Source organism: Streptomyces sp. P9-A2 (assembly GCF_036634175.1).
GTDB classification, from domain to species: Bacteria; Actinomycetota; Actinomycetes; order Streptomycetales; family Streptomycetaceae; genus Streptomyces; species Streptomyces pratens.
Genome location: NZ_JAZIFX010000001.1, coordinates 3,125,960 through 3,145,843 on the forward strand (window position 1 = coordinate 3,125,960; position 19,884 = coordinate 3,145,843).

At 72.7% G+C, this 19,884-nt stretch carries 17 protein-coding genes; 11 read left to right on the forward strand and 6 right to left on the reverse strand.

Annotated features, from left to right (window positions below; all coding sequences use genetic code 11):
• Positions 1 to 35: 35 nt before the first annotated feature.
• Both V4Y04_RS14130 and V4Y04_RS14135 read right to left on the reverse strand, forming a co-directional pair.
• Positions 36 to 1,292 carry a serine/threonine-protein kinase gene (locus V4Y04_RS14130; RefSeq protein WP_332428172.1) on the reverse strand — a complete coding sequence of 419 codons (1,257 nt, stop codon included), beginning with the start codon at positions 1,290 to 1,292 and terminating at the stop codon, positions 36 to 38.
• 173 nt (positions 1,293 to 1,465) lie between these two features.
• A complete protein-coding gene (locus V4Y04_RS14135; RefSeq protein WP_332428174.1) occupies positions 1,466 to 3,187 on the reverse strand; it encodes a serine/threonine-protein kinase in 1,722 nt (573 codons plus the stop codon).
• Positions 3,188 to 3,694: 507 nt separating this feature from the next.
• Between V4Y04_RS14135 and V4Y04_RS14140 the strand changes: the two genes are divergently transcribed.
• The 4 genes from V4Y04_RS14140 (at position 3,695) to V4Y04_RS14155 (ending at position 11,592) form a co-directional block, all read left to right on the forward strand.
• Positions 3,695 to 7,363 carry an FHA domain-containing protein gene (locus V4Y04_RS14140; protein ID WP_332432835.1) on the forward strand — a complete coding sequence of 1,223 codons (3,669 nt, stop codon included), beginning with the start codon at positions 3,695 to 3,697 and terminating at the stop codon, positions 7,361 to 7,363.
• Between the two features lie 431 nt (positions 7,364 to 7,794).
• The gene (locus V4Y04_RS14145) at positions 7,795 to 9,219 is read left to right on the forward strand and encodes an ABC transporter substrate-binding protein (protein WP_332428177.1); all 1,425 of its coding nucleotides are present in this window, start codon (positions 7,795 to 7,797) and stop codon (positions 9,217 to 9,219) included.
• A 7-nt stretch (positions 9,220 to 9,226) separates the two neighbouring features.
• Positions 9,227 to 10,573, forward strand: a complete 1,347-nt coding sequence (locus tag V4Y04_RS14150; protein WP_332428178.1) for a carbohydrate ABC transporter permease — start codon at positions 9,227 to 9,229, stop codon at positions 10,571 to 10,573.
• Positions 10,570 to 11,592 (forward strand): ABC transporter permease subunit, encoded by a 1,023-nt coding sequence (locus tag V4Y04_RS14155; protein WP_443080013.1) that lies wholly within the window; start codon positions 10,570 to 10,572, stop codon positions 11,590 to 11,592. Before V4Y04_RS14150 ends, V4Y04_RS14155 begins: the two co-directional genes overlap by 4 nt.
• A gap of 107 nt (positions 11,593 to 11,699) precedes the next feature.
• Here V4Y04_RS14155 and V4Y04_RS14160 read toward each other — a convergent pair whose 3' ends face one another.
• A complete protein-coding gene (locus V4Y04_RS14160; protein ID WP_332428180.1) occupies positions 11,700 to 12,113 on the reverse strand; it encodes an organic hydroperoxide resistance protein in 414 nt (137 codons plus the stop codon).
• A gap of 134 nt (positions 12,114 to 12,247) precedes the next feature.
• Here V4Y04_RS14160 and V4Y04_RS14165 point away from each other — a divergent pair, with 134 nt between their 5' ends.
• From V4Y04_RS14165 to V4Y04_RS14175, 3 genes are all read left to right on the forward strand, one after another.
• Positions 12,248 to 12,745 carry a MarR family winged helix-turn-helix transcriptional regulator gene (locus tag V4Y04_RS14165; protein WP_332428183.1) on the forward strand — a complete coding sequence of 166 codons (498 nt, stop codon included), beginning with the start codon at positions 12,248 to 12,250 and terminating at the stop codon, positions 12,743 to 12,745.
• A 122-nt stretch (positions 12,746 to 12,867) separates the two neighbouring features.
• Positions 12,868 to 13,857 carry a UDP-glucose 4-epimerase GalE gene (gene galE / locus V4Y04_RS14170; protein ID WP_332428184.1) on the forward strand — a complete coding sequence of 330 codons (990 nt, stop codon included), beginning with the start codon at positions 12,868 to 12,870 and terminating at the stop codon, positions 13,855 to 13,857.
• Entirely contained in the window at positions 13,854 to 14,795 is a 942-nt protein-coding gene (locus tag V4Y04_RS14175; protein WP_332428185.1) for an ADP-ribosylglycohydrolase family protein, read from the forward strand. The genes galE and V4Y04_RS14175 overlap by 4 nt, the downstream gene beginning before the upstream one ends.
• Before the next feature lie 22 nt (positions 14,796 to 14,817).
• On the opposite strand, the gene V4Y04_RS14180 is transcribed toward V4Y04_RS14175, so the two are convergent.
• Positions 14,818 to 15,369: a GNAT family N-acetyltransferase gene (locus V4Y04_RS14180; RefSeq protein WP_332428187.1), complete on the reverse strand. Its 552-nt coding sequence runs from the start codon at positions 15,367 to 15,369 to the stop codon at positions 14,818 to 14,820.
• A 10-nt stretch (positions 15,370 to 15,379) separates the two neighbouring features.
• Entirely contained in the window at positions 15,380 to 16,723 is a 1,344-nt protein-coding gene (locus V4Y04_RS14185) for a hypothetical protein (protein WP_332428189.1), read from the reverse strand.
• A 324-nt stretch (positions 16,724 to 17,047) separates the two neighbouring features.
• Between V4Y04_RS14185 and V4Y04_RS14190 the strand changes: the two genes are divergently transcribed.
• The gene (locus V4Y04_RS14190) at positions 17,048 to 17,437 is read left to right on the forward strand and encodes an ATP-binding protein (RefSeq protein WP_332428191.1); all 390 of its coding nucleotides are present in this window, start codon (positions 17,048 to 17,050) and stop codon (positions 17,435 to 17,437) included.
• Between the two features lie 62 nt (positions 17,438 to 17,499).
• Here the strand turns inward: V4Y04_RS14190 and V4Y04_RS14195 are convergent, their stop codons facing one another.
• Positions 17,500 to 17,694 carry a hypothetical protein gene (locus V4Y04_RS14195; protein WP_332428192.1) on the reverse strand — a complete coding sequence of 65 codons (195 nt, stop codon included), beginning with the start codon at positions 17,692 to 17,694 and terminating at the stop codon, positions 17,500 to 17,502.
• Positions 17,695 to 17,772: 78 nt separating this feature from the next.
• On the opposite strand from V4Y04_RS14195, the gene V4Y04_RS14200 reads away from it, so the two are divergent.
• The 3 genes from V4Y04_RS14200 (at position 17,773) to V4Y04_RS14210 (ending at position 19,847) form a co-directional block, all read left to right on the forward strand.
• Complete coding sequence (locus V4Y04_RS14200; RefSeq protein ID WP_332428193.1) at positions 17,773 to 18,525, forward strand: hypothetical protein; 753 nt, start codon at positions 17,773 to 17,775, stop codon at positions 18,523 to 18,525.
• A gap of 90 nt (positions 18,526 to 18,615) precedes the next feature.
• Positions 18,616 to 19,188, forward strand: a complete 573-nt coding sequence (locus tag V4Y04_RS14205; RefSeq protein ID WP_332428194.1) for a hypothetical protein — start codon at positions 18,616 to 18,618, stop codon at positions 19,186 to 19,188.
• Positions 19,182 to 19,847, forward strand: coding sequence for a hypothetical protein (locus V4Y04_RS14210; RefSeq protein ID WP_332428195.1), 666 nt, complete (start codon positions 19,182 to 19,184; stop codon positions 19,845 to 19,847). The genes V4Y04_RS14205 and V4Y04_RS14210 overlap by 7 nt, the downstream gene beginning before the upstream one ends.
• Positions 19,848 to 19,884 lie beyond the last annotated feature (37 nt).

The following is a 19,884-nucleotide window of genomic DNA, read 5'->3' on the forward strand; positions in this document are numbered from 1 at the left end:
CAGGGTGCGGGGCACGGCGAGGGCCGTGGCCGGGGTCAGGGAACGGCGGGGGCCGAGTTGTTCGAGTCGCGCGGGTCCGCTCCCGGCTCGTCGTCCGAGGCGGCCAGCCAGGCACCCGCGCCGATGGCTGCCAGCAGGGTCACCGTCAGCGCGGCCAGGGTCAGCCGGCGCCGGCGGGCCACCGCGCGGTTGCGGGCCGACCCGGGACGGCGGGCGCCGCTCGCGCGGGGCGCGCGGGCCGTGCCGCGGGCGCCTCCGGCCAGTTCGTCGGGGCCCGGCACACGCATCGACGTATGGGTGTCCCGGTTGGAGTCGGCCGGTTTCGCCCCCGGCACCAGCGGGACCGCGCCGCGCCGTCGCGCGGGCTCCCCGGCGGTCGGCGCCGGACCGGAGGACAGGGTGTCCTCGCCCTCGCCCTCCCGCCCCGTCGGCTCGGCGTCCGGCTCGTCCACGTCCAGCGGCGGCATCCCCGCCAGGAGGGGCAGCAGCTCCCGCAGCCGGTCCGCGAGCTCCGAGGCCCGCAGCCGCGAGGCCGGCGCCTTGGCCAGGCACTGCACGAGCAGTTGCCACAGCTCGTCGGGGATGCCGGGGAGCGGGACGACCGACTCGGTGACATGGCGGCGCAGCACCGCTCCCGGGTGTCCGCCGCCGAACGGCGTGAAGCCCGCGAGCAGCTCGTACAGGACCGTGGCGAGCGCGTAGATGTCGACCGACGCGCGCGGCGGCAGGCCCTCCACGATCTCCGGCGCCAGGTAGTCCGGCGTCCCGATGATCTTCGTGGCGCGGGTGCGGCGCGGGGTGTCGATGAGCTTGGCCACCCCGAAGTCGGTCAGCAGCGCGCGGTGCGAGCCGCCGGGGCCGACCGGACCCTGCATGTCCAGCAGGATGTTCTCCGGCTTGACGTCCCGGTGCACGACCCCCGCGGCGTGCGCCGCCGCCAGCCCGTCCGCGACGTCGGCGACGATCGCCACGGCGGCTTCCGGGGCGAGCCTGCGCTCGCGGTCGAGGCGGGTGCGCAGATCCGTACCGCGGACCAGGTCCATGACCAGCGCGAGATCGTTGCCGTCGACCACCAGGTCGCGCACCGAGACGACGTGCGGATGCTCCAGACCGAGCAGCGCCGTCCGCTCCTGCACGAAGCGTCCGACGAGCTCCTGGTCCGAGGAGAGGTCCTCGCGCAGCAGCTTGACGGCGACGGGCCCGTCCGGCCCCTCGCCGAGCCACACCGTGCCGGCACTGCCCCGTCCGAGTATCTGGTGGGCGGTGTACCGGCTGCCGATCTTCCGTGCCAAGACTGCTCCTACCGACGCGTGTTGCCGCCAAAGCTACGCGCCCCGGAAGCCAACCTTCACCGGGGATCCGGAAATCACCCGCCAGGTGTCGACAAATCAGCAAACCGGCCGGACACGCCACGGACCGCCGGTGGCTCCGGGCCACGGAGTCACCGGCGGTCCGGGGCGCCGGACTACTGCGGCGGGTCGGACTCGGACCCGCTCAGGTCCTGGAACCAGTCCACCGTGCCGGTGAACCAGTCGGTGAGCTGCTCCCAGTAGCTCTTGCCGCTGCCGATCCAGTCCTGCAGCGGGCTCAGCTCCCAGATCAGCCAGCTCGCGACGAACAGGATGAGGATCGTGAACAGACAGCCCTTCAGACAGCCGAGGCCGGGGATGCGCATCGGGTTGGCGCTGCGCTGCCGCGGCTCGCGCGCGGGGCGCCGCGGCTCCGGCGGCGGGGTGTACCGCTGAGGCTCCGGCTGCCGCGGCCGTTGGGACCGCTGGGGCCGCTGCGGCGGGGGTGGGGCGTACTGCTGAGGTTGTTGAGGCTGCTGTGCCTGCTGGTACGGCTGTGGCTGACCGTAGCCGCCGGGGCCGGGGCCGGACTGGGGCTGCGGGCGGTGCTGCGGGGGCTGCTGCTGCCGGGAGACCTGCCGTTGGGGGCGGCGGCGCAGCGGGTCCTCGCCCGGGTCGAGGTACTGGACCTGGGTCTGCTCGTTGCGGTCGCGGGCCGCTCGCATCTGGTTCTGCCAGGGATGCGGGTCGTCGGGTCCGGGCTGCCCCTGGCCACCCTGACCGGGCGGGCCGGGCGGCACCGGGGGCATGACGGCGGTCGGGTCGGCGGCACCGGAGGGGCCTCCGACGCCCGCCGAGGCGTTGGCGCCGGTCTGCGGCAGGACGCTGGTCGCGCCGTTGGGGTCGTACGCGCCCCCGGTGTGCGGCAGCACCTGCGTCGGGTCGGCGGAACCGGGCGCGCCGGGTGTGCCGGGCACCGGGGCGGGCGCGGGGTCGGGCATGAGGAGCGCGCCGACGTTCTCCGCGGCGGAGATCTGCGCGGAGTTCACGTGCACGCCGATGCCGTCGGCGACGACCCGCAGGCCGCGCGCGAGGTTCTCGGCGCTGGGCCGCCGCTCGGGGTTCTTGCTGAGGCAGCGCTCGATGACCGTCCAGAGCGGGTCCGGGACGGTGGAGGGGCGGCGCGGTTCGGCGCTCAGGTGCTGGTGCAGCACCTCCAGGGCGGAGCCACCGGAGAACGGCGGGCGGCCGGTGACCAGCTCGTACAGCAGGATGCCGGCGCCGTAGATGTCGACGGCGGAGGTCTGCGGACGGCCCTCGGCGGACTCGGGCGCGATGTACGCGGGCGTGCCGACGAACTCGTGGGTGCGGGTCAGCCCCGGGGAGTCGGCCAGCCGGGCGATGCCGAAGTCGGTCAGCATCGGGTGCAGCTCGCCGCCACCCTGCTTGAGCAGCACGTTGGCGGGCTTCAGGTCGCGGTGCACCACGCCGTCGGCGTGGCTGGCGCCGAGCGCGTCGGCGATCTGGGCGGTCATGAGGGCTGCGGCGGCCGGCGTGAAGGGACCGTTCTCGCGCAGGTGACGGTGCAGGTCGGGACCCTCGACGAGATCCATGACCAGGGCCAGCAGATCGCCCTCGACGACCAGGTCGCGGACCCGGACGATGTTGGGGTGGGTCAGTCTGAGCAGGACGGAGCGTTCCCGCAGGAACCGCGTCACGATGTCCGCGTCGTTCGCGAGCTCCTCCTTGAGGACCTTGATCGCGACGGTCTCTCCCGGCTGACCGGGCACTGCCGCCTCGGCCCCCGCGGTCTCACGCTGGCGAGCTCGCCAGACGGTGCCCGTGGCGCCGCGTCCGATCGGCTCCTCGAGCAGGTACTTGCTGCCTACCGGCCGCACGTCATGCGCTCCCTGCTGCTTGCTTGACTGGCGTACACCGTGATGCGTCGTGCTCGGAAATGTTCCGCCCCACTGTAATGCCGCGGCGCGGGACAGCGGCCTGACCCCGTCGACGACTTCCTTCCCGGTTCTCGTACGGGTACGACACGATTTCCCCGGGCAGGGCCCGGGCGGGGCTCGAGCGGGGTCCGCGGGGGTCCTTCCCATGTTCGAAGAAAGACGCTCGACCCGGCCCGCCGGTTGCCGCCGGCCGGACGTGACCGATCCCAAGCAGTGCCGAAACGATCATCCACAACGCGTAGGGCAGGCACTTTTGAGGGCAGAGCCGACCAATCAAGATCATTTGATGCGGGGATGCGGGCGCGTTGTCGGTGGCAGGTGCGAGGATGCTCGCAGTACTGGCCGTACGTGCGCATGTGGTGGTGGGGGAAGTCCGCGGTGGGGGACCGCGGAGCGGTTCCGTCCTCCATGCCGCGGGCGCTCGCGCAGAAGGGACCGCTCACGGCGATGCAGATCCGCCTGACCGTGGTAGATCCGCTGGGTCTGCCCTCCCCCACGCGAGGCCATGTACTCGTCACCGCCCCCGCCGGTACGGCCCTGTCGGCGGTGGCCGCCGCGCTGGTCTCCGCGGTCTTCGGCGGCGACGGCGCCTCCGGTTCCACGGGTTCCTCCGGCGCCCCGGTGCTGTACGCCGGTGACCAACGGCTGGACGCCCAGCGCTGCACACTCGGCGAGCCTCCGCTGATCGACGGCGCGGTCCTGGCCGTGGGCGCCCCGGGCGAACCGGAGCCGCACCCCGAGCTGGACGACATCCCGACCAGGCTCCATGTCGTCGCCGGTCCCGACGCGGGCGGCGTCCATCTGCTGCACGGCGGCGAGATCCGCATCGGCCGCTCGGCCGACGCCGATGTGCCGCTCGACGACCCGGACGTCTCCCGGCTGCACTGCGCGGTGACGGTCGGCCGGGACGGCAGGGTCTCGGTCGCCGACCTCGGCTCCACCAACGGCACCACCCTGGACGGCCGGCGGGTGGGCTCCCGCCCGGTCGGTCTGGCACCGGGCGCACTGCTGCGGATCGGTGAATCGGCGCTGCGGCTCACCCCGGCCGCGGGGCCGGGGGCGCGGGCCCGGACGACGCCGGACGGCGAGGGGCACGTCCGCGTGCCGGAACCGCCCGCGGGGACGTCCGCGGAGCCGCCCGCGGGGGCGGGGTCGGCAGCCGTGCGTCCGCCGGACAGGCCGACGCACCACGGCTACGGTTCCCCGGCGACCCGGACCGCCGGGGAAACCCCGCTGGTGCCCGGCCAGGGGAGCGCACCGGGGATCGAGAACCGGGCGACGGGCGACGGGCCGGACGCAGGCTCCGGCTCCTGTGCCGGCTCCGACACCGATTTCGGCTCCGGCTCCGGAAGCACAGGCCGCAACAGCCGCACCGACGGCACCGACGGCAGGCGTACGGTCCGTGTGGCTTCCCGGGATGAGATGCCACGGGTCCCCCGGGGTCGCCGGGTATCGCAGCCGAGGCCGGCCGACGGCGGGTTCGGCCCGGCGCCCGGGGCGGAGACCGGTACCCACGCGAGCAACACGGACGCGCCCACCGGATCCGGCGCCGACGGCGGGTTCATCGCCCGGCCCGCCGCCCCCGGCACCCGGCCCGGCGACGGCCGCGAGGGTGCGCCGGTGCGCGGCACCGGTCCGGCCGACGCCGGCCTCGCCCCGCAGCCCTCCGTCGGACGCCGGCGTGGCGGGCTCTCGGCGTGGGCGCGCCGACTGGCCGGGGGGCGTCCGGAGCCGGAGGAGAGCACCGGACCGGAGCTGTACGGCGAGGAGGCGGCCGGCGCCGTCCCGGCCGAACCGGCCGGCGCCCCGCCCGGCCCGCCCGATACCTGGCCCGACCCCGCCGCCCTGCTGCTGACCGCGCTGGGCCCGGGGCCCCGCCTGTGGGAGCGCGGGCCCGGTCACCCGGAGGCCCTGGCGATACGCCTCGGCACGGCCGACCGGGTGGTCCCCGGCGGCTCGGGTCTGCTGCCCGCCGTGCCCGTGACCTCGGGGCTGCGCGAGGTGGGCTCGCTGGGCCTGGCCGGTCCGCGCGAGCGGCTCACCGGACTGGCCCGCTCGGTCCTGGCCCAGCTCGCCGCGCTGCACTCCCCCGACACACTCGAGATCGTCCTGATCACCGCCGACCGCTCCCGCACCCTGGAGGAGCGCACCGCGGAATGGGCCTGGCTGGGCTGGCTGCCGCACGTACGGCCGGGACACGGGCAGGACTGCCGGCTGCTCCTCGCCCACGACCGCGAACAGGCCGCGGCCCGCGCCGAGGAGCTGCTGCGCCGCCTGGACGAACACGGCCAGGCGGCCCGCACCTCACCCGCCCCGGCCTCCCCTCCCACCTTTTCCTCCCGGTCCGTCCCCTCCCCCTCCTCCACCCCGGCCGCCCCGCTCATCCCCGAGCAGCCCCAGGCATCCGGCGCCGACCGGGGCACCCCCCGGCGGGCCGCCCGGGGCGCCGGCGACGGCCCGGCAGGCGGCTTCACCGGGCCGTACACCGTGGTCGTCGTGGACGGTGACCCCGGGGACCCCGAAGTGCGTGACGCGGTGGCGCGGCTGGCGGTGGAGGGACCTCGGGCCGGTGTCCACCTGGTGTGCCTCGCCGAGACGGCCGCCGCCTCCGCCTCGTCCCCGGTGGCGGAGACGTACGAGGCGGCCTGCGCGGTGACGCCCGCGTTCCGGGAGTGCGGTGCCGTCGCCCTGCTGAGCGGGGACGTGGCGACCACCCTGCGGCTGCTGCGGGTGGCCGCCATCGGCTCGGGGGCGGCGCCGGGCCCGGTCGGCCACGGCACGGTCGCCACGGTCGACGCGGTCTCCCCCGCCTGGGCCGAGCGGTTCGCGCGGGCCCTGGCACCGCTGCGCACGGCGGGCGTCCCCGGTACACAGCACGCGCGCGTGTCGGTGCCGCTGCCCCGGTCGGCGCGACTGCTGGACGAGTTGGGCCTGGCCCGCGCCACCCCGGCCTCGCTGATGGCCCGCTGGGCGGACGCGGCCGACGACAAGGAGCGGCTCGGCGGGCGGGTGTGCGCGGTGCTGGGTGCCGGGCCGCGCGGCCCGGTGTCCGCCGACCTCGTGGCCGAGGGGCCGCATCTGTTGGTGGAGGGGCCGTCCGGCAGCGGCCGTACGGAACTGCTCCGGGCCGTCGTCGCCTCCCTGGCAGCGGCCGAACGGCCGGACCGGCTGGGCATCGTGCTGGTGGACGGCCGCGCGGGCACCACGGGCGGCGGGCAGGGCAACGGGCCGAACGGCGGGCAGGGCGACGGACTGCGTGTATGCACGGACGTACCGCATGTCACCACGCATCTCAGCGCCAACGACCCGGTGCGGATGCGGGAGTTCGCCCAGTCGTTGAGCGCCGAGCTGAAGCGTCGTGCCGAACTGCTCGGCCGGTCGGACTTCGTGGAGTGGCACACCGGGCGCGAGTTGTCGGACCGTATGGTCGCCCAGCGCACGGCCTCGCCCCGCGGCCCCGCGGCCGCCGCCGGCGAGCAGTTCGGGGATGACCTGGAGGCCCCGCCCAGTTCCACGTTGCGGCTGCGGCCCGGGGCCGCGCGGCGCAGGGCCCAGGCTCCGCCGCCGCTGCCCCGGCTGGTGGTGGTCGTGGACGACCTGGACGCGCTGGTCTCCCCCGCGCTCGGTTCGCCCGGGCGGCCCGCCGCCGGGTCGGTGCTGCGGGCGCTGGAGGCGGTGGCACGAGAGGGCGAGCGGCTGGGCGTGCACCTGGTGTCGGCCACCGGCCCCTGCGCCCGTACGGCGGAGTCCGAGCCGGTGCGCCGTGCGGTCCTGCGCGTGACGCTCGACGCGCCCGCACCGGGCCGCGGGGCCGCGTCCTCGTTCGAACCGAACCGGGAGAGCGGTGGCGAGCCGGCGCCGGGGCGTGGGCGTTTGACCCATGCGGACGGCCGGGTGACCGCGTTCCAGGGCGGGCGGGTGACCGGGCGTATCCCGCGCACGGCGACGCTGCGGCCCACGGTCGTGCCGCTGGAGTGGCACCGCATGGGCGATCCGCCCGCCCGCCGCCCGGTCCGGGAACTCGGCAACGGCCCCACCGACCTCGCCCTGCTCGCCAGCGCGCTGGAACGCGCGGGCCGCGAGGTCTCGGCCACCGAGGTGCCGTCGCTGCTGTGACCCCGCCTCCTCACCGCTCTCCCCAGCATTCGTGCGGGGAGAGCAGGGAGAGCGGCGTATGGACTGTGAGGGGCGAGAGGCGCGCAGCGCCTCGGTCCGCACAGGCCTCACACCACCCCCACCTGCCCCACCTGCCCCACCTGCCCCACCTGCCCCACCTGCCCCACCTGCCCCAGCAGCCCCAGCAGCCCCAGCAGCCCCAGCAGCCCCAGCAGCCCCAGCCCGTAACGCCCGCACCCCGACGGAGGGTGCGGGCGTTACGGGCTGCCCGGGTGGGCCGGACCGGCCCCCTCCGCCCCGGAGAGTCACGACGCGGTCACGATCGCGGACTTGACACGAGCCGCGCTCTTGCCGATCTCGACCTCACGGCGTACACCAGAGCGCACGGGACAGCGCTCGACGTTCGACGAGGTACGAAGAACGGGGCAGTGATGCGCAGGACGAGCAGGATCATCCGGGCACGCAGGTCGTCCGGCACACCCACGGCAACAGCGACCCCCCGCACCCGCAGGGCCGGCAGAACGGGGGCCGCCGTCGTGGCGGGCGTGCTCGCGGTCTCGCTCACCGCGTGCGGGGGCGGCGACGACGGCGGCAAGGAGGAGACGGGCGGCGGAGCCGACGAGACCGCCTCCACCGTCACCCTTCCCCGGCTGGACGGCCAGAGCCTCGAGGTGGCCGCCGTGTGGACCGGAACCGAACAGGCCAACTTCAAGAAGGTCCTCGCGGAGTTCGAGAAGCGCACCGGCGCGAAGGTGACGTTCGTTCCCGCCCAGGACCCCATCATCAACTTCCTCGGTTCCAAGATCGCGGGCGGCGCCCCGCCCGACGTGGCGCTGCTGCCGCAGCCGGGCGCCGTCAAGCAGGCCGTGGAGAAGGGCTGGGCCAAGCCGCTGGGCGCCGAGGCGCAGGCGGAGCTCAAGAAGAACTACTCGCAGGGCTGGCAGGACATCGGCTCGGTCGACGGCACGCCGTACGGCGTCTACTACAAGGCCGCCAACAAGTCGCTGATCTGGTACAACGCCCAGGTCTTCGAGAACGCGGGCGCGAGCGAGCCGAAGACCTGGAAGGACCTGCTCACCACGGCGCAGACGGTCTACGACTCCGGTGTCACCCCGTTCTCGGTCGGCGGCGCCGACGGCTGGACGCTCACCGACTGGTTCGAGAACATCTACCTCTCCCAGGCGGGCCCGGAGAAGTACGACCAGCTCGCCGCGCACGAGATCAAGTGGACGGACCCGTCCGTGAAGGACGCGCTGACCACGCTGGCGGAGATCTGGGGCAAGGACGACTACCTCGCGGGCGGTCCGGACGGCGCGCTGCAGACCGAGTTCCCGGCCTCCGTGACGCAGACCTTCACCGGCGGCGACCAGCCCAAGGCGGGCATGGTCTACGAGGGCGACTTCGTCCAGGTCACCATCGGCGAGGGCGAGGCGAAGGTCGGCACGGACGCGAAGGTGTTCCCGTTCCCCGCGGTCGGTGACAGCCCGCCGGTGGTGTCCGGCGGCGACGCGGCCGTGATCCTGGAGGACTCGAAGGCGGCGCAGGCCCTGGCGACGTTCCTCGCCTCCCCTGATGCCGCGGGCATCCAGGCGAAGCTGGGCGGCTATCTCTCGCCGAACAAGAACGTGCCGAACTCGGCGTACCCGAACGAGGTGCAGCAGAAGATGGCCCAGGCGCTCGTCGACGCCGGGGACGACTTCCGCTTCGACATGTCCGACCAGGCCCCGCAGGCCTTCGGCGGCACCCCCGGAAAGGGCGAGTGGAAGGCGCTCCAGGACTTCCTGAAGAACCCGAAGGACGTCGCGGGCACCCAGCGGCAACTGGAGGCCGACGCGGCCGCGGCGTACGGGAACTGATCCGGCCATGAAGTCGGACAAGGCGGCGGGGCCCTTAGGGGCCTTTGCCGCCCACACGTCGCGCAGGAGCGTCACCGGCACCCGCAGAACCGTCGCGGCGCTGTTCCTGCTGCCCGCGCTGCTGCTGCTCGGTGCGCTCGTGGTCTACCCGATCGGGTACTCCGTCGTCCGCAGCTTCTACGACCGGTCCGGCGACGGATTCGCCGGACTCGACAACTACCAGGCGCTGTTCACCGACGACGGCATCCGCACCGCCCTGAAGAACAACGTCATCTGGGTGGTGTTCGCGCCGACGGTCGCCACCGCGCTCGGCCTGATCTTCGCGGTGCTGACCGAACGGATCCGCTGGGGCACGGCGTTCAAGCTGGTCGTCTTCATGCCGATGGCGATCTCGATGCTGGCGGCCGGCATCATCTTCCGTCTGGTGTACGACCAGGACCCGGACAAGGGCGTCGCGAACGCGGTGTGGGTGGGCGTCCACGACACCTTCGCCGAGTCGTCGGCGTACCCGAAGGCGCACCCGGGCCGCGAGTCGCCGCTGGAGGCGGCCGGCGGGGGCGCCTTCGTCACCAGGGGGACGGTGGGCGTCGGCGACACCGTCGCACTGCCGCTGGTCGGCGTCGCCCCGGACCTGATCCCCGACGACGCCGCGCGGGCGGCGGCGCCGAAACCGGAGGCGGACCGGATCACCGGCACGACCTGGCAGGACTTCACCCGCGGCAAGGGCGTCGGCACGCTGAACGAGGTCGACGCGGGCGAGCTGGGCTATCCCGGCATGAAGATCGAGGCCGTCAGGGACGGCACGGTGGTGGAGACGGCCACGGCGGGCGCCGACGGCACGTTCTCCCTGTCGGCGAAGGCGGACGGCGCACAGCTGAGGCTGCCGGCGAGCAACTTCCAGGCGCCGTACAACGGCCTGGACTGGCTGGGCCCGTCGCTGGTCACGCCCGCCATCATCGGTTCGTACATCTGGATGTGGGCGGGCTTCGCGATGGTGCTGATCGCGGCCGGGCTCGCGGGCATGCCCCGGGAGCTGCTGGAGGCCGCGCGGGTCGACGGCGCCAACGAGTGGCAGGTGTTCCGGCGGATCACGGTGCCGATGCTGGCGCCGGTGCTCGCGGTCGTCACCGTCACCCTGATGATCAACGTGCTCAAGGTGTTCGACCTGGTCTTCATCATCGCGCCCGGCTCCTCCCAGGACGACGCCAACGTCCTCGCGCTGGAGCTGTACCGCAAGGGCTTCTCCGAGGACCAGCCCGGCATCGCCAGCGCGATCGCGGTGTTCCTGCTGCTTCTGGTGATCCCGGTGATGTGGTTCAACGTGCGGCGGCTGAGGCGGGAGGTCAGGCGATGAACTCACGCCCGGAGGGCGACGGTTCGCCGAAGTCGGGGTCGTCGGGAGCCGGGCCGTCGGGAGCCGGGCCGTCGAGGCCCGTGGCGCCGGGGCCCGTGGCGCCGGGGCCCGTGGCGCCGGGATCGGGGCCGCCGGAGTCCGAGGCGCGCGGGTCCCGGTCACCCGGCCCCCGGTCACCCGGGTCCCGGCTGGCCGAGTGGGTCAGCGGTGGTCTGGTGCGGGTGTTCCTGATCGTCGTCGGCCTGTTCTGGCTCGTCCCGACGATCGGTCTGCTGCTGGCCAGCCTGCGCACCCCGCGGGACATGGCCGCCGACGGCTGGTGGACGGTGTTCACCGAGCCCTCGCAGCTCACCTTCGGTGCCTACGAGACCCTGCTGGAGAACGACGACATCACCGGCTCGCTGCTGAACACGGTGTACATCACCGTCCCGGCGACGGTGCTGGTGGTGGTGATCGGCTCGCTCGCCGGATACGCCTTCGCCTGGATGGAGTTCCCCGGCCGGGACTGGTGGTTCCTGGGCGTGGTGGGGCTGCTGGTGGTGCCGGTACAGGTGGCGCTCATCCCGATCGCCGAACTCTTCGGCAATATCGGCATCTTCGGCTCACTCGTCGGCGTGATCCTCTTCCACGTCGGCTTCGGTCTGCCGTTCGCGGTGTTCCTGCTGCGCAACTTCTTCGCGGAGATCCCGAAGGAGCTGCTGGAGGCGGCCCGGCTGGACGGTGCCGGCGAACTGCGCCTGTTCGCACGGGTGGTGATGCCGCTGGGCGGACCGGCGATCGCCTCGCTGGGCATCTTCCAGTTCCTGTGGGTGTGGAACGACATGTTGGTCGCGCTGATCTTCACGGACGCCGGGAGCCAGCCGATCACGGTCGCCCTGCAGACCCAGGTCCGACAGTTCGGCAACAACGTCGACGTGCTGGCACCGGGCGCGTTCATCTCGATGGCGATCCCGCTGGTCGTGTTCTTCGCCTTCCAGCGGCAGTTCGTCTCCGGTGTGATGGCGGGCGCGGTGAAGTGAGGCAGCACGTACGGGCCCCGGCGCGCACTGTGCGCGCCGGGGCCCGTAACGGTGCCGCACCCGGGCCGGGACCGGTGCCGAACCCGAAGCCGGGCCGGGACCGGTGACTACTCGATGACGAGCTCGACCGGGACGTTGCCGCGGGTGGCGTTGGAGTAGGGGCAGACCTGGTGCGCCTGCTCGACCAGCTTGCGGCCGGTCTCCCGGTCCACGGTGTCGGGCAGCTCGACGCGCAGGGTCACGGCGAGCGCGAAGCCCTCGCCCTGCTTGCCGATGCCGACCTCGGCCGTCACCGCGGCGTCGCTGACGTCCACCTTCGCGGCCCGGCCGACCAGCCCGAGGGCGCTGCCGAAACAGGCCGCGTAACCGGCGGCGAACAGCTGCTCCGGGTTGGTGCCCTCGCCGTTGCCGCCCAGCTCCACGGGGGCGCTGAGACCGAGGTCCAGCTTGCCGTCGGAGGTGACGGCGCGGCCGTCGCGGCCGTGGGTGGCGGTGGCGACAGCGGTGTAGAGCGCGTCCATGGGGAACCTTCCCTTTCGAGTCGTGGTCGTGGGGCGGCCGGCCCGTCCGGTGGGCCCGTCCTCCGCACACTTCGAGTAGAGCACACAATTAAATTGCACACAACTGAATGACTCGATAGAGATACCCTGGGGGCATGACACCGACCCCGAACCCCGGACCGGCCGCCCCGGAGCCGCCCGGGTCCGCCGGCGACCGGCTCCGCCTCGACCAGCAGGTCTGCTTCTCCCTGCAGTCCGCCTCGCGCGCCTTCAACGGCCTGTACCGCGTCCTCCTCAAGGACCTCGGCCTCACCTACCCGCAGTACCTGGTGATGCTGGCCCTCTGGGAGCACGGCACGCTGCCCGTGAGGAAGCTCGGCGAGCACCTGCGACTCGACTCCGGCACCCTCTCCCCGCTGCTCAAGCGGCTGGAGGCGGCCGGCCTGGTGCACCGGGAACGCAGCGCGCGTGACGAGCGCTCGGTGGAGGTGCGGCCCACCGAGGAGGGCGTCGCGCTGCGCGAGCGGGCCCTCGACGTCCCGCGCCGGATCGTCACCGCGACCGGATTCGGGCTCGACGAGATCCAGGACCTGAAGACCCGCCTGGACCGTCTCACCACCGCACTGGACACGGCGGCGACCGACGAAGCCTAGGATCCTGCCGAACGGTGGAAAACGACCGCCCGGTGAAGACCGGCCGCCCACCGCACACCACAGCACCACCGGAGCACCACCCGCACCACCACGACGGGGCAACAACGAGGGGACGGCCGCACATGACCTGGTTGATCACCGGCGGCGCCGGCTACATCGGGGCGCACGTCGTACGCGCGATGACCGAGGCGGGGGAACGGGCCGTGGTGTACGACGACCTGTCCACCGGCATCCCCGACCGCGTGCCGGACGGAGTGCCGCTGGTGGTCGGCTCGGTCCTGGACGGCGAGCGGGTGGCGCGTGCCCTCGCCGACCACGAGGTCACCGGCGTCGTGCACCTGGCGGCGAAGAAGCAGGTCGCCGAGTCGGTGGAACTGCCCCTGCAGTACTACCGGGTGAACATCGAGGGCCTGCGCGTCCTGCTGGAGGCGGTGACGGCGACGGGCACGGCGTCGTCCTTCGTGTTCTCGTCCTCGGCGGCGGTGTACGGCACACCGTCCACCGGTGCCGAACTGGTCACCGAGGACACCCCCTGCCTGCCGATGTCCCCGTACGGCGAGACGAAGCTGGCCGGCGAGTGGCTGGTCCGCTCGACGGGCCGGGCGGCCGGACTGTCCACGGCCTCCCTGCGCTACTTCAACGTGGCGGGCGCCGCACGCCCGGAACTCGCCGACACGGGCGTCTACAACCTCGTCCCCATGGTCTTCGAGAAGCTGACCGCGAACGAGCCTCCGCGCGTGTTCGGCGACGACTATCCGACCCCGGACGGCACCTGCGTCCGCGACTACATCCACGTCGTCGACCTCGCCGAGGCCCACGTGGCCGCCGCGCGCGCCCTGCGCGCCTCGCCCGGCCGGGAGCTCACCCTCAACATCGGCAGCGGGGAGGGCGTCTCGGTCCGGGGCATGATCGACCGCATCAACGCCCTCACCGGCCACGACCTCCCGCCCACGATCGAACCCCGCCGCCCCGGCGACCCGGCGAACGTCGTCGCCTCGGCCGACCGCGCCGCCACCGAACTCGGCTGGAAGGCCCGCCACACCGTCGACGACATGATCACCTCGGCCTGGGCCGGCTGGCAGCGCCTCCACCCCGCAGCGGGACGCAAATGATCTCTGCCCCGACCTTCTCGGAGCGCGCCGTGGGCGCCGTCGTCGGTTCCGCCGTCGGCGACGCCCTGGGCGCCCCCTTCGAGTTCGGCCCCGAGGGAGCCTTCTCGGTCCGCTTCCCGGCGCCGGGAAGCGGCGGCGAGATGTGCGGGGGCGGCGGCTGGGAACCGGGTGAGGCGACCGACGACACGCAGATGGCGGTGCTCGTCGCCGAGTCACTGCTGGAGCGCGACGGCCTCGACCTCCCCGACGTCTTCCGCCGCTTCCAACGGTGGGCCGCCGCCGACCCGAAGGACATCGGCCTCCAGACGGAGGCGGTGCTGAGCAGCGGCGACCCGTGGGACATGGCCGCCGCACTGCACTTCCAGACGAACCGACGAGCCGCCGGGAACGGGGCGTTGATGCGGGCGTCACCCTCCGCCGTGTACTTCGCGCGCCTGGGCCGCGAGGCCACCATGGACGCCGCCCGCCGACTGGCCGCGCTCACCCACGGCGATCGTGCGGCCTGGGAGGGCACGGCCGTCTTCCACGAGCTGGTGCGCGTCGCCCTGACCGGGGGCGATCCGCTCGCCGCCGTACCGGACACCCTGCGCGCGGTCCACCCGGACCACCGCGAGCGCTACGCCACCGTCCTCGCCCCCGACTGGCACCCGGACCTGGCCACGGAGTTCAACGGCGCCGTCTGGCCCTGCCTGGGTTCCGCCGTCTGGGCCCTGCGCACCACCACCGGCTACGAGGACGCCGTACGCGCCGCGATCGACCTCGGCGGCGACACGGACACGGTGGCCGCCGTGACCGGAGGACTGGCGGGAGCCGTGTACGGCATCACGGCCGTGCCCGCACGCTGGACGGACGCCCTGCACGTCCCTCTGCCGGGCTTCGGCAAACGGGTGCTGCGGGCGGCGGACATGGCCGCCCTCGCCCGACGGTTGTGCCACTGAGCCGTCTCCTGAACCCGAGCGTTCAGGTGGTGGGCCGCCACTCTCGATCGAGGATCGCGTGCACGACGGAGTCCCGCCACTTTCCCGCCTTCAGCACGTGCTCGCGGATCAGTCCCTCTTCGACCATGCCGACCGCCGCCATCGTCCTGGCGGACGCCTCGTTGAACGGGGAGCGGGCACCCCAGACACGGTGAAGGCCCAAGTCGTCGAAGCCGAAGCCGAGCAGCAGCCGCACCGTCTCCATGCCATACCCCACACCCCAGGAGGCGGGGCGCAGCGCGAAGCCCATGGTGGCCCCGCGCTGCTGGTGGGGGTCGGTGGCCAGCCGGCCGAACCCGATCAGTTCGGCCGTTTCTCGCTCGACGACCGCAAGGGCGTATTCGGTGCGGGGCGTTGCGGTGGCGGCGGCGATGGACCGCGCCACGATCTGCTCGACCTGATCGCGGGTGCGTGGATCGAAGCTCATGTGCTCCGTTGCTTCGGCGCTGCCGTAGATGGCAAGCATTGCGTCCACGTCGTCCGAGGCGAGTTCCCGCAGGTCAAGTCGTTCTCTGGAACGTTCAACCGGGTACATGCCCCGGACTCTACCCATGGGGCAGAGCGGGCCGGCCGGCCGGGAACACCTCGATCTCCGCGCGCAGATCCCGCGCGACGACGGCCCCCTGCGCCGGGCTGCTCATCAGCGCGTGCCGTACGCGCATCGCCGACATGACGATGCCGGCGTTGCGGTGCGAGGCGGGCAAGTCGAGCACCGGCCGGATGGCTTCGGCAGCACCGTCCAGATCCCCGCCGAAGAGACGGATGAGCGCGAGGTCGCACTGAGACCCCGCGAGGTCACCGAACGCCCAGGTCGGGGCGCTGGGGTCGCTGAACCCCTGCACGGCCTGTTCCGCCTGCGCGGCGAGCTGCGCGCCGCCGTGGCCGAGAAGGGTCTCGGCCTCCACCGTGTAGTAGAGCTGTTTCTCCGGGGCGTAGGTGAACAGTCCGCCGAGCTCGTCCAGGTCGTCGTGGATGACGCGCTCCCGCCGGTCGGCTGCCTGCTGGCTGGCGGCGCGCACCGTCTCCTCGTCGCCGAGCACGGCGGCGGCGCGCGCCCGGAGGCCTAGAAGCCACAGGCCGACGGTGCCGTGAAGATGCTCCGCCGTCGCGGCGCCCTGGCTGGCGTAGTGGTAGGCGTCCGTGGGCTTGTCCGCCCAGTAGGCAATGAGCGACTTGAGGCCGTCGGTGAGCGCGATCAGCCCGGCGTGCTCGGCGTCTCTGGCGCAGGCCGCCGCGACGCGGGTCATGGTCATGGCCTGGTGGGGGACCTCCATGTCGTTGAATCCCTTGGCCACCATGAACGACAGCACGGCACCCTTGACGTTCAGGTCGCGGAGCTGCGACGGCCGGACCCTTCCGCCCTCCAAGAGGCGGAAGACCTGCTCTTGGGTCTCCAGCAGGTCGTCCCAGATCACCGACAGGGGTTCCCGCGGGTACGCGGCGACGAGCCGCTGCACCTCGTCATCGAGCAGACCGAACGTGTCCTCACCGACTCGCTCACGGTCGGCCCCCAGGAGGAAATCCTTTGCGCGTCGCACAGCCATCGCGCCCGTCCTTTTCATGTCGTCCAGGTCCACGTCGGAATCGGCGTGGGGTGTAGTCGGTGACGCGCCTGTGAGTGGCACGAACTGGGACGCGGTGCCTTCGGGGGCATCCGTCCACAGGGCCTCGATGCTGTAGCCCAGCATCTCGACGATGACGGGTCGGAAGACCCGTTGCGGCTTCCGACCCTCGTAGATCCATCCTTCGATGGTCTTCGGGGCCGGCTCGTCCGTGTTCTGGAGCCCTAACCGTGCGGCGGCCTCCCGGTACTTCGACAGGAAGTCGTCGGGGTGCCGTAGGCCGTGGGCTTCGCAGGTGTACCGGAAGAACAACACGATGTCTCCCATTCCTCTGCCGAGCGCGTCACTGCCACGACGGTAGAACGCTCTCCCTGGCAAGTTGCCCCACACCGACGTTACTTAGCGGTTCCGGGGGAGGGCCGAGGAAGTTCCGAGGAAGTGGGTCAACTTCCCGTCAGATCCCGAGGGCGTTTTGGGGGTAGAGCCGTCCGGACGTAATTGCCACGCTCATACCAACTCACTCAGCGTGCCCAGGCGTGCACAATCGCGGACCAGGGAGTCCCCCTTATGCCCCCCAGAGTCGCCGAATCCACCTGCGTGTTAGATGTATCCCCGTCGACGGCCGCGGGCCCTGCACTTCCCGCCTTCGAGATGACGATCCGCTCGGAACCGTCGAGCGTGGAGGTCGCGCGGCGCATTACCCGGGCGTGGGCCCGCTATCACTGTCCGCTGCCCAACGACCAGGTGGACGCCCTGCTGATCGTGATGTCGGAGCTGTGCACGAACGCGGTGCAGCACGGACGCCGCGACTCGTTCGGCGTGCGGGTCTGGATGCCGACGGCGGGCGAACTGCGCTTTGAAGTCGACGACAAAACGCCCTCGGCGCCCCCGTCCCTCGAGAACCCCGAGAACGAAGCGGAGAGCGGGCGCGGCCTGTTCCTGGTGGACATCCTCCTCAAGGAACTGGGCGGCACGTGGGGCTTCAGCGAGGACGGCTCATGCGCCTGGTGCGCTCTCCCTCTGCCCGGAACCGGCCGGTGACTGCGACCGTACGGCGGTGGAACCGCCCCGTGCCGGCGTGGGCTCCGCCCCTGGACGGCGGCTCACTGCACGTAGTGCCGGAGAAGGTCCGACAGCGGCAGCCGTTCGACGGCGACGGGCTCCTGGACGACGTCATACCGGCCGAGGAGCACGTCGACGAACTCGCGCAGCGAGGCCATGCCGGGCGACCACTGGCGCGCCGTCGGGCACCTGCGCCGGCTGGGCTGGACCGTCAACGAACTGATGGAACGTCTCATCGCAACGAGACGCTTGAGGGAGGCGGCATGAGCCCGGCCCCTGTACGTCCCACCACACCACACCCAAGGAACAAGCGCGTGCGCACCAAGCCGGCCCTGGTCCCCTTTGTCATCCAGCGTGAGGGCGAGGAAGCCGCCCCCAACAATCTGATGCTGGCCACACTCGGACCGGGCCGCCACCGGCTCTGTTACGCGGACGAGGACCCCCGGGACCGGGACCTGCGCGGCGTACTGTGGGGCCGCTGCTCCTTCAACCCCGTCGACGAGCACAAGATGCCGACGGGAAAGCCCCAGTGGCGGCTCATGCACCCTTTCCGGCAGCGGATGACCATGCAGGCCATGCGCTGCCAGGTCTGCGCCGAACCCGCCCGCACCCCGCTCGGGTACATCTTCCTCGCCGGGCCCGGCACCGTGGGCCCCGAGCAGACCCAAGTGCTCACCGCTCAGCCTCCGGTGTGCGCCCGGCACATCCGCGCCTCCGCCGAGCTGTGCCCGCACCTCCACGGCCGTCCCATGGTGTTCCTCGCCCAGAGCGCCCCCCTGTACGGGGTGCACGGCGTCCTCTACGGCTACGGCGGCCTGGGCGTGAAGGCCATCGCCCGCCCCGACGAACCCCTGCCGTACGGGCACCCCAACCTCTCGACGTTCCTCGCCTCCCAACTGGTCAGACGCCTCAGCTCCTTCCGGCTCGTGGACCTGGGCGAACTGGTCCGAGAGCTGAAGCGCGCCGCACAGGCCCCTGCCCGGCAGCCCGGATGCCCCGGCCTGGGCCGCCGGGCAGGTCCAACTCCCGGCGCCGGCTGTCTGACGTGTTCCCCCACGGCTCACTGAATCCAGCGCCGGGCCCCAGCCCTCTTTGCCGCCCCCGCTTCCCCCGAGGGGGCCGGCAAAGGGCCCCGCCCCTCTCAAGGGAGGTATCTGTTGAACGCTCTACTCCCCGCCTTCGTGGATCGGCTCCTCCAGCAGGGCCGAGACCCCGCCGAGATCCCCGCGATCTCTTTGCCGGCTCCCACCGACTGGCTCGCGCCTCTCGCCACCCGCGTCCTGAGTGCCCTGGCCATCGGCACGCCCCGGCCGGCCTGCGCGCTCCTTGCACATGGCTACGCCTACCTGCCCATCCCGAGTCCGGACGATCACGTGCTCTACCTGCGGATGGCCGCCCAGTCCGTCATGACACCGTGGCCGGTGGACGCTCCCACAATCGTGCTCACCCTCGCGGGCACCGCTGCCCTGGAGGTGTACCAGGAGCCCGGGGACATACAGGCCGGGCGCCCGCAATACGCGCGCAGCTTCGGCGCCGAGCAGGTGTTCGCCGTGCACCCGGGCACGCTGTGCGCGACCCAGGGCAGCAGCGACGGCGTTCAGGTGCTCGCTACCTCCCGTGCCCTTACGGGCACGGACGAGCTCGCTGGTGACGAGTACGCGGCCCTTGCCCGGCGGGCCCGCCGGGTACTTGAAAGCCTGCCTTCCGCCATGCGGGAGGGCCGATGCTGAGGACTGCGGCCTCATGGCTCGATCGTGTGCCGTCCCTGGACCTGGATGACCTCCGCGAGGTGCAGCGCATCAGCCGCACTCTGCTCGACCGGCTGGCCGGGGACCGGGCCCTGCTGACACGGCTCGTCAACGAAGTGCTGCACGACCAGGAGCGGATGGACGCCAGCCGCGTCACACTGCTGCTCAACCGGCTGTCGCTCTACCAGGCCCCGGGCCGGGGCTTCGAGATCCGCCTGAACATGAATCCCCGGCCGGAGAACCAGTTGGTTCCCCACGATCACTGCTACGCGTTCGCCACCCGCATTCTGACCGGCGGCTACGTCCATGTGGTGCGGCGCCGCACCAACGGCTGGTCCGGCCCGTTCACCGGAGCCGACCTTGAGCCCGCCGTCGTGACGATCGAGAGGCCCGGCAGTACCTACACGCTCGGCGACGCGCTGGTGCACCAGGCGGTGATGGAGCCGGACACGGTCACCCTGTTCGTTCGCGGCCCACGCCGTAAGAAGCTCTCCCACGCCGCTGAAGAACTGATGCCGCCCCTGGAGACCTGGCCGGCTCCCGCCCTCCCGGGCGGCGAACCGGAGGACTCCCGCCCACCGACGCTCGAGGAGTACCAGGCGATGCGCGCCTACCTGGTCCGACACCGGCTCATCGGCTGATGCCACCGGTTTCAGCGGTCACGGCGCGCCGCAGCAC

Excerpts from the sequence above, each read along its gene's own strand:
- V4Y04_RS14180 (WP_332428187.1), bottom strand. The coding sequence starts at position 15,369 with ATGTACCCGGTTGAACGTTCCAGAGAACGACTTGACCTGCGGGAACTC.
- V4Y04_RS14195 (WP_332428192.1), bottom strand. The coding sequence starts at position 17,694 with ATGAGACGTTCCATCAGTTCGTTGACGGTCCAGCCCAGCCGGCGCAGG.
- V4Y04_RS14175 (WP_332428185.1), top strand. The coding sequence starts at position 13,854 with ATGATCTCTGCCCCGACCTTCTCGGAGCGCGCCGTGGGCGCCGTCGTC.
- V4Y04_RS14165 (WP_332428183.1), top strand. The coding sequence starts at position 12,248 with ATGACACCGACCCCGAACCCCGGACCGGCCGCCCCGGAGCCGCCCGGG.
- V4Y04_RS14210 (WP_332428195.1), top strand. The coding sequence starts at position 19,182 with ATGCTGAGGACTGCGGCCTCATGGCTCGATCGTGTGCCGTCCCTGGAC.
- V4Y04_RS14160 (WP_332428180.1), bottom strand. The coding sequence starts at position 12,113 with ATGGACGCGCTCTACACCGCTGTCGCCACCGCCACCCACGGCCGCGAC.
- V4Y04_RS14155 (WP_443080013.1), top strand. The coding sequence starts at position 10,570 with ATGAACTCACGCCCGGAGGGCGACGGTTCGCCGAAGTCGGGGTCGTCG.
- V4Y04_RS14190 (WP_332428191.1), top strand. The coding sequence starts at position 17,048 with ATGACGATCCGCTCGGAACCGTCGAGCGTGGAGGTCGCGCGGCGCATT.
- V4Y04_RS14145 (WP_332428177.1), top strand. The coding sequence starts at position 7,795 with ATGCGCAGGACGAGCAGGATCATCCGGGCACGCAGGTCGTCCGGCACA.
- V4Y04_RS14140 (WP_332432835.1), top strand. The coding sequence starts at position 3,695 with ATGCAGATCCGCCTGACCGTGGTAGATCCGCTGGGTCTGCCCTCCCCC.
- galE (WP_332428184.1), top strand. The coding sequence starts at position 12,868 with ATGACCTGGTTGATCACCGGCGGCGCCGGCTACATCGGGGCGCACGTC.
- V4Y04_RS14150 (WP_332428178.1), top strand. The coding sequence starts at position 9,227 with ATGAAGTCGGACAAGGCGGCGGGGCCCTTAGGGGCCTTTGCCGCCCAC.
- V4Y04_RS14185 (WP_332428189.1), bottom strand. The coding sequence starts at position 16,723 with ATGGGAGACATCGTGTTGTTCTTCCGGTACACCTGCGAAGCCCACGGC.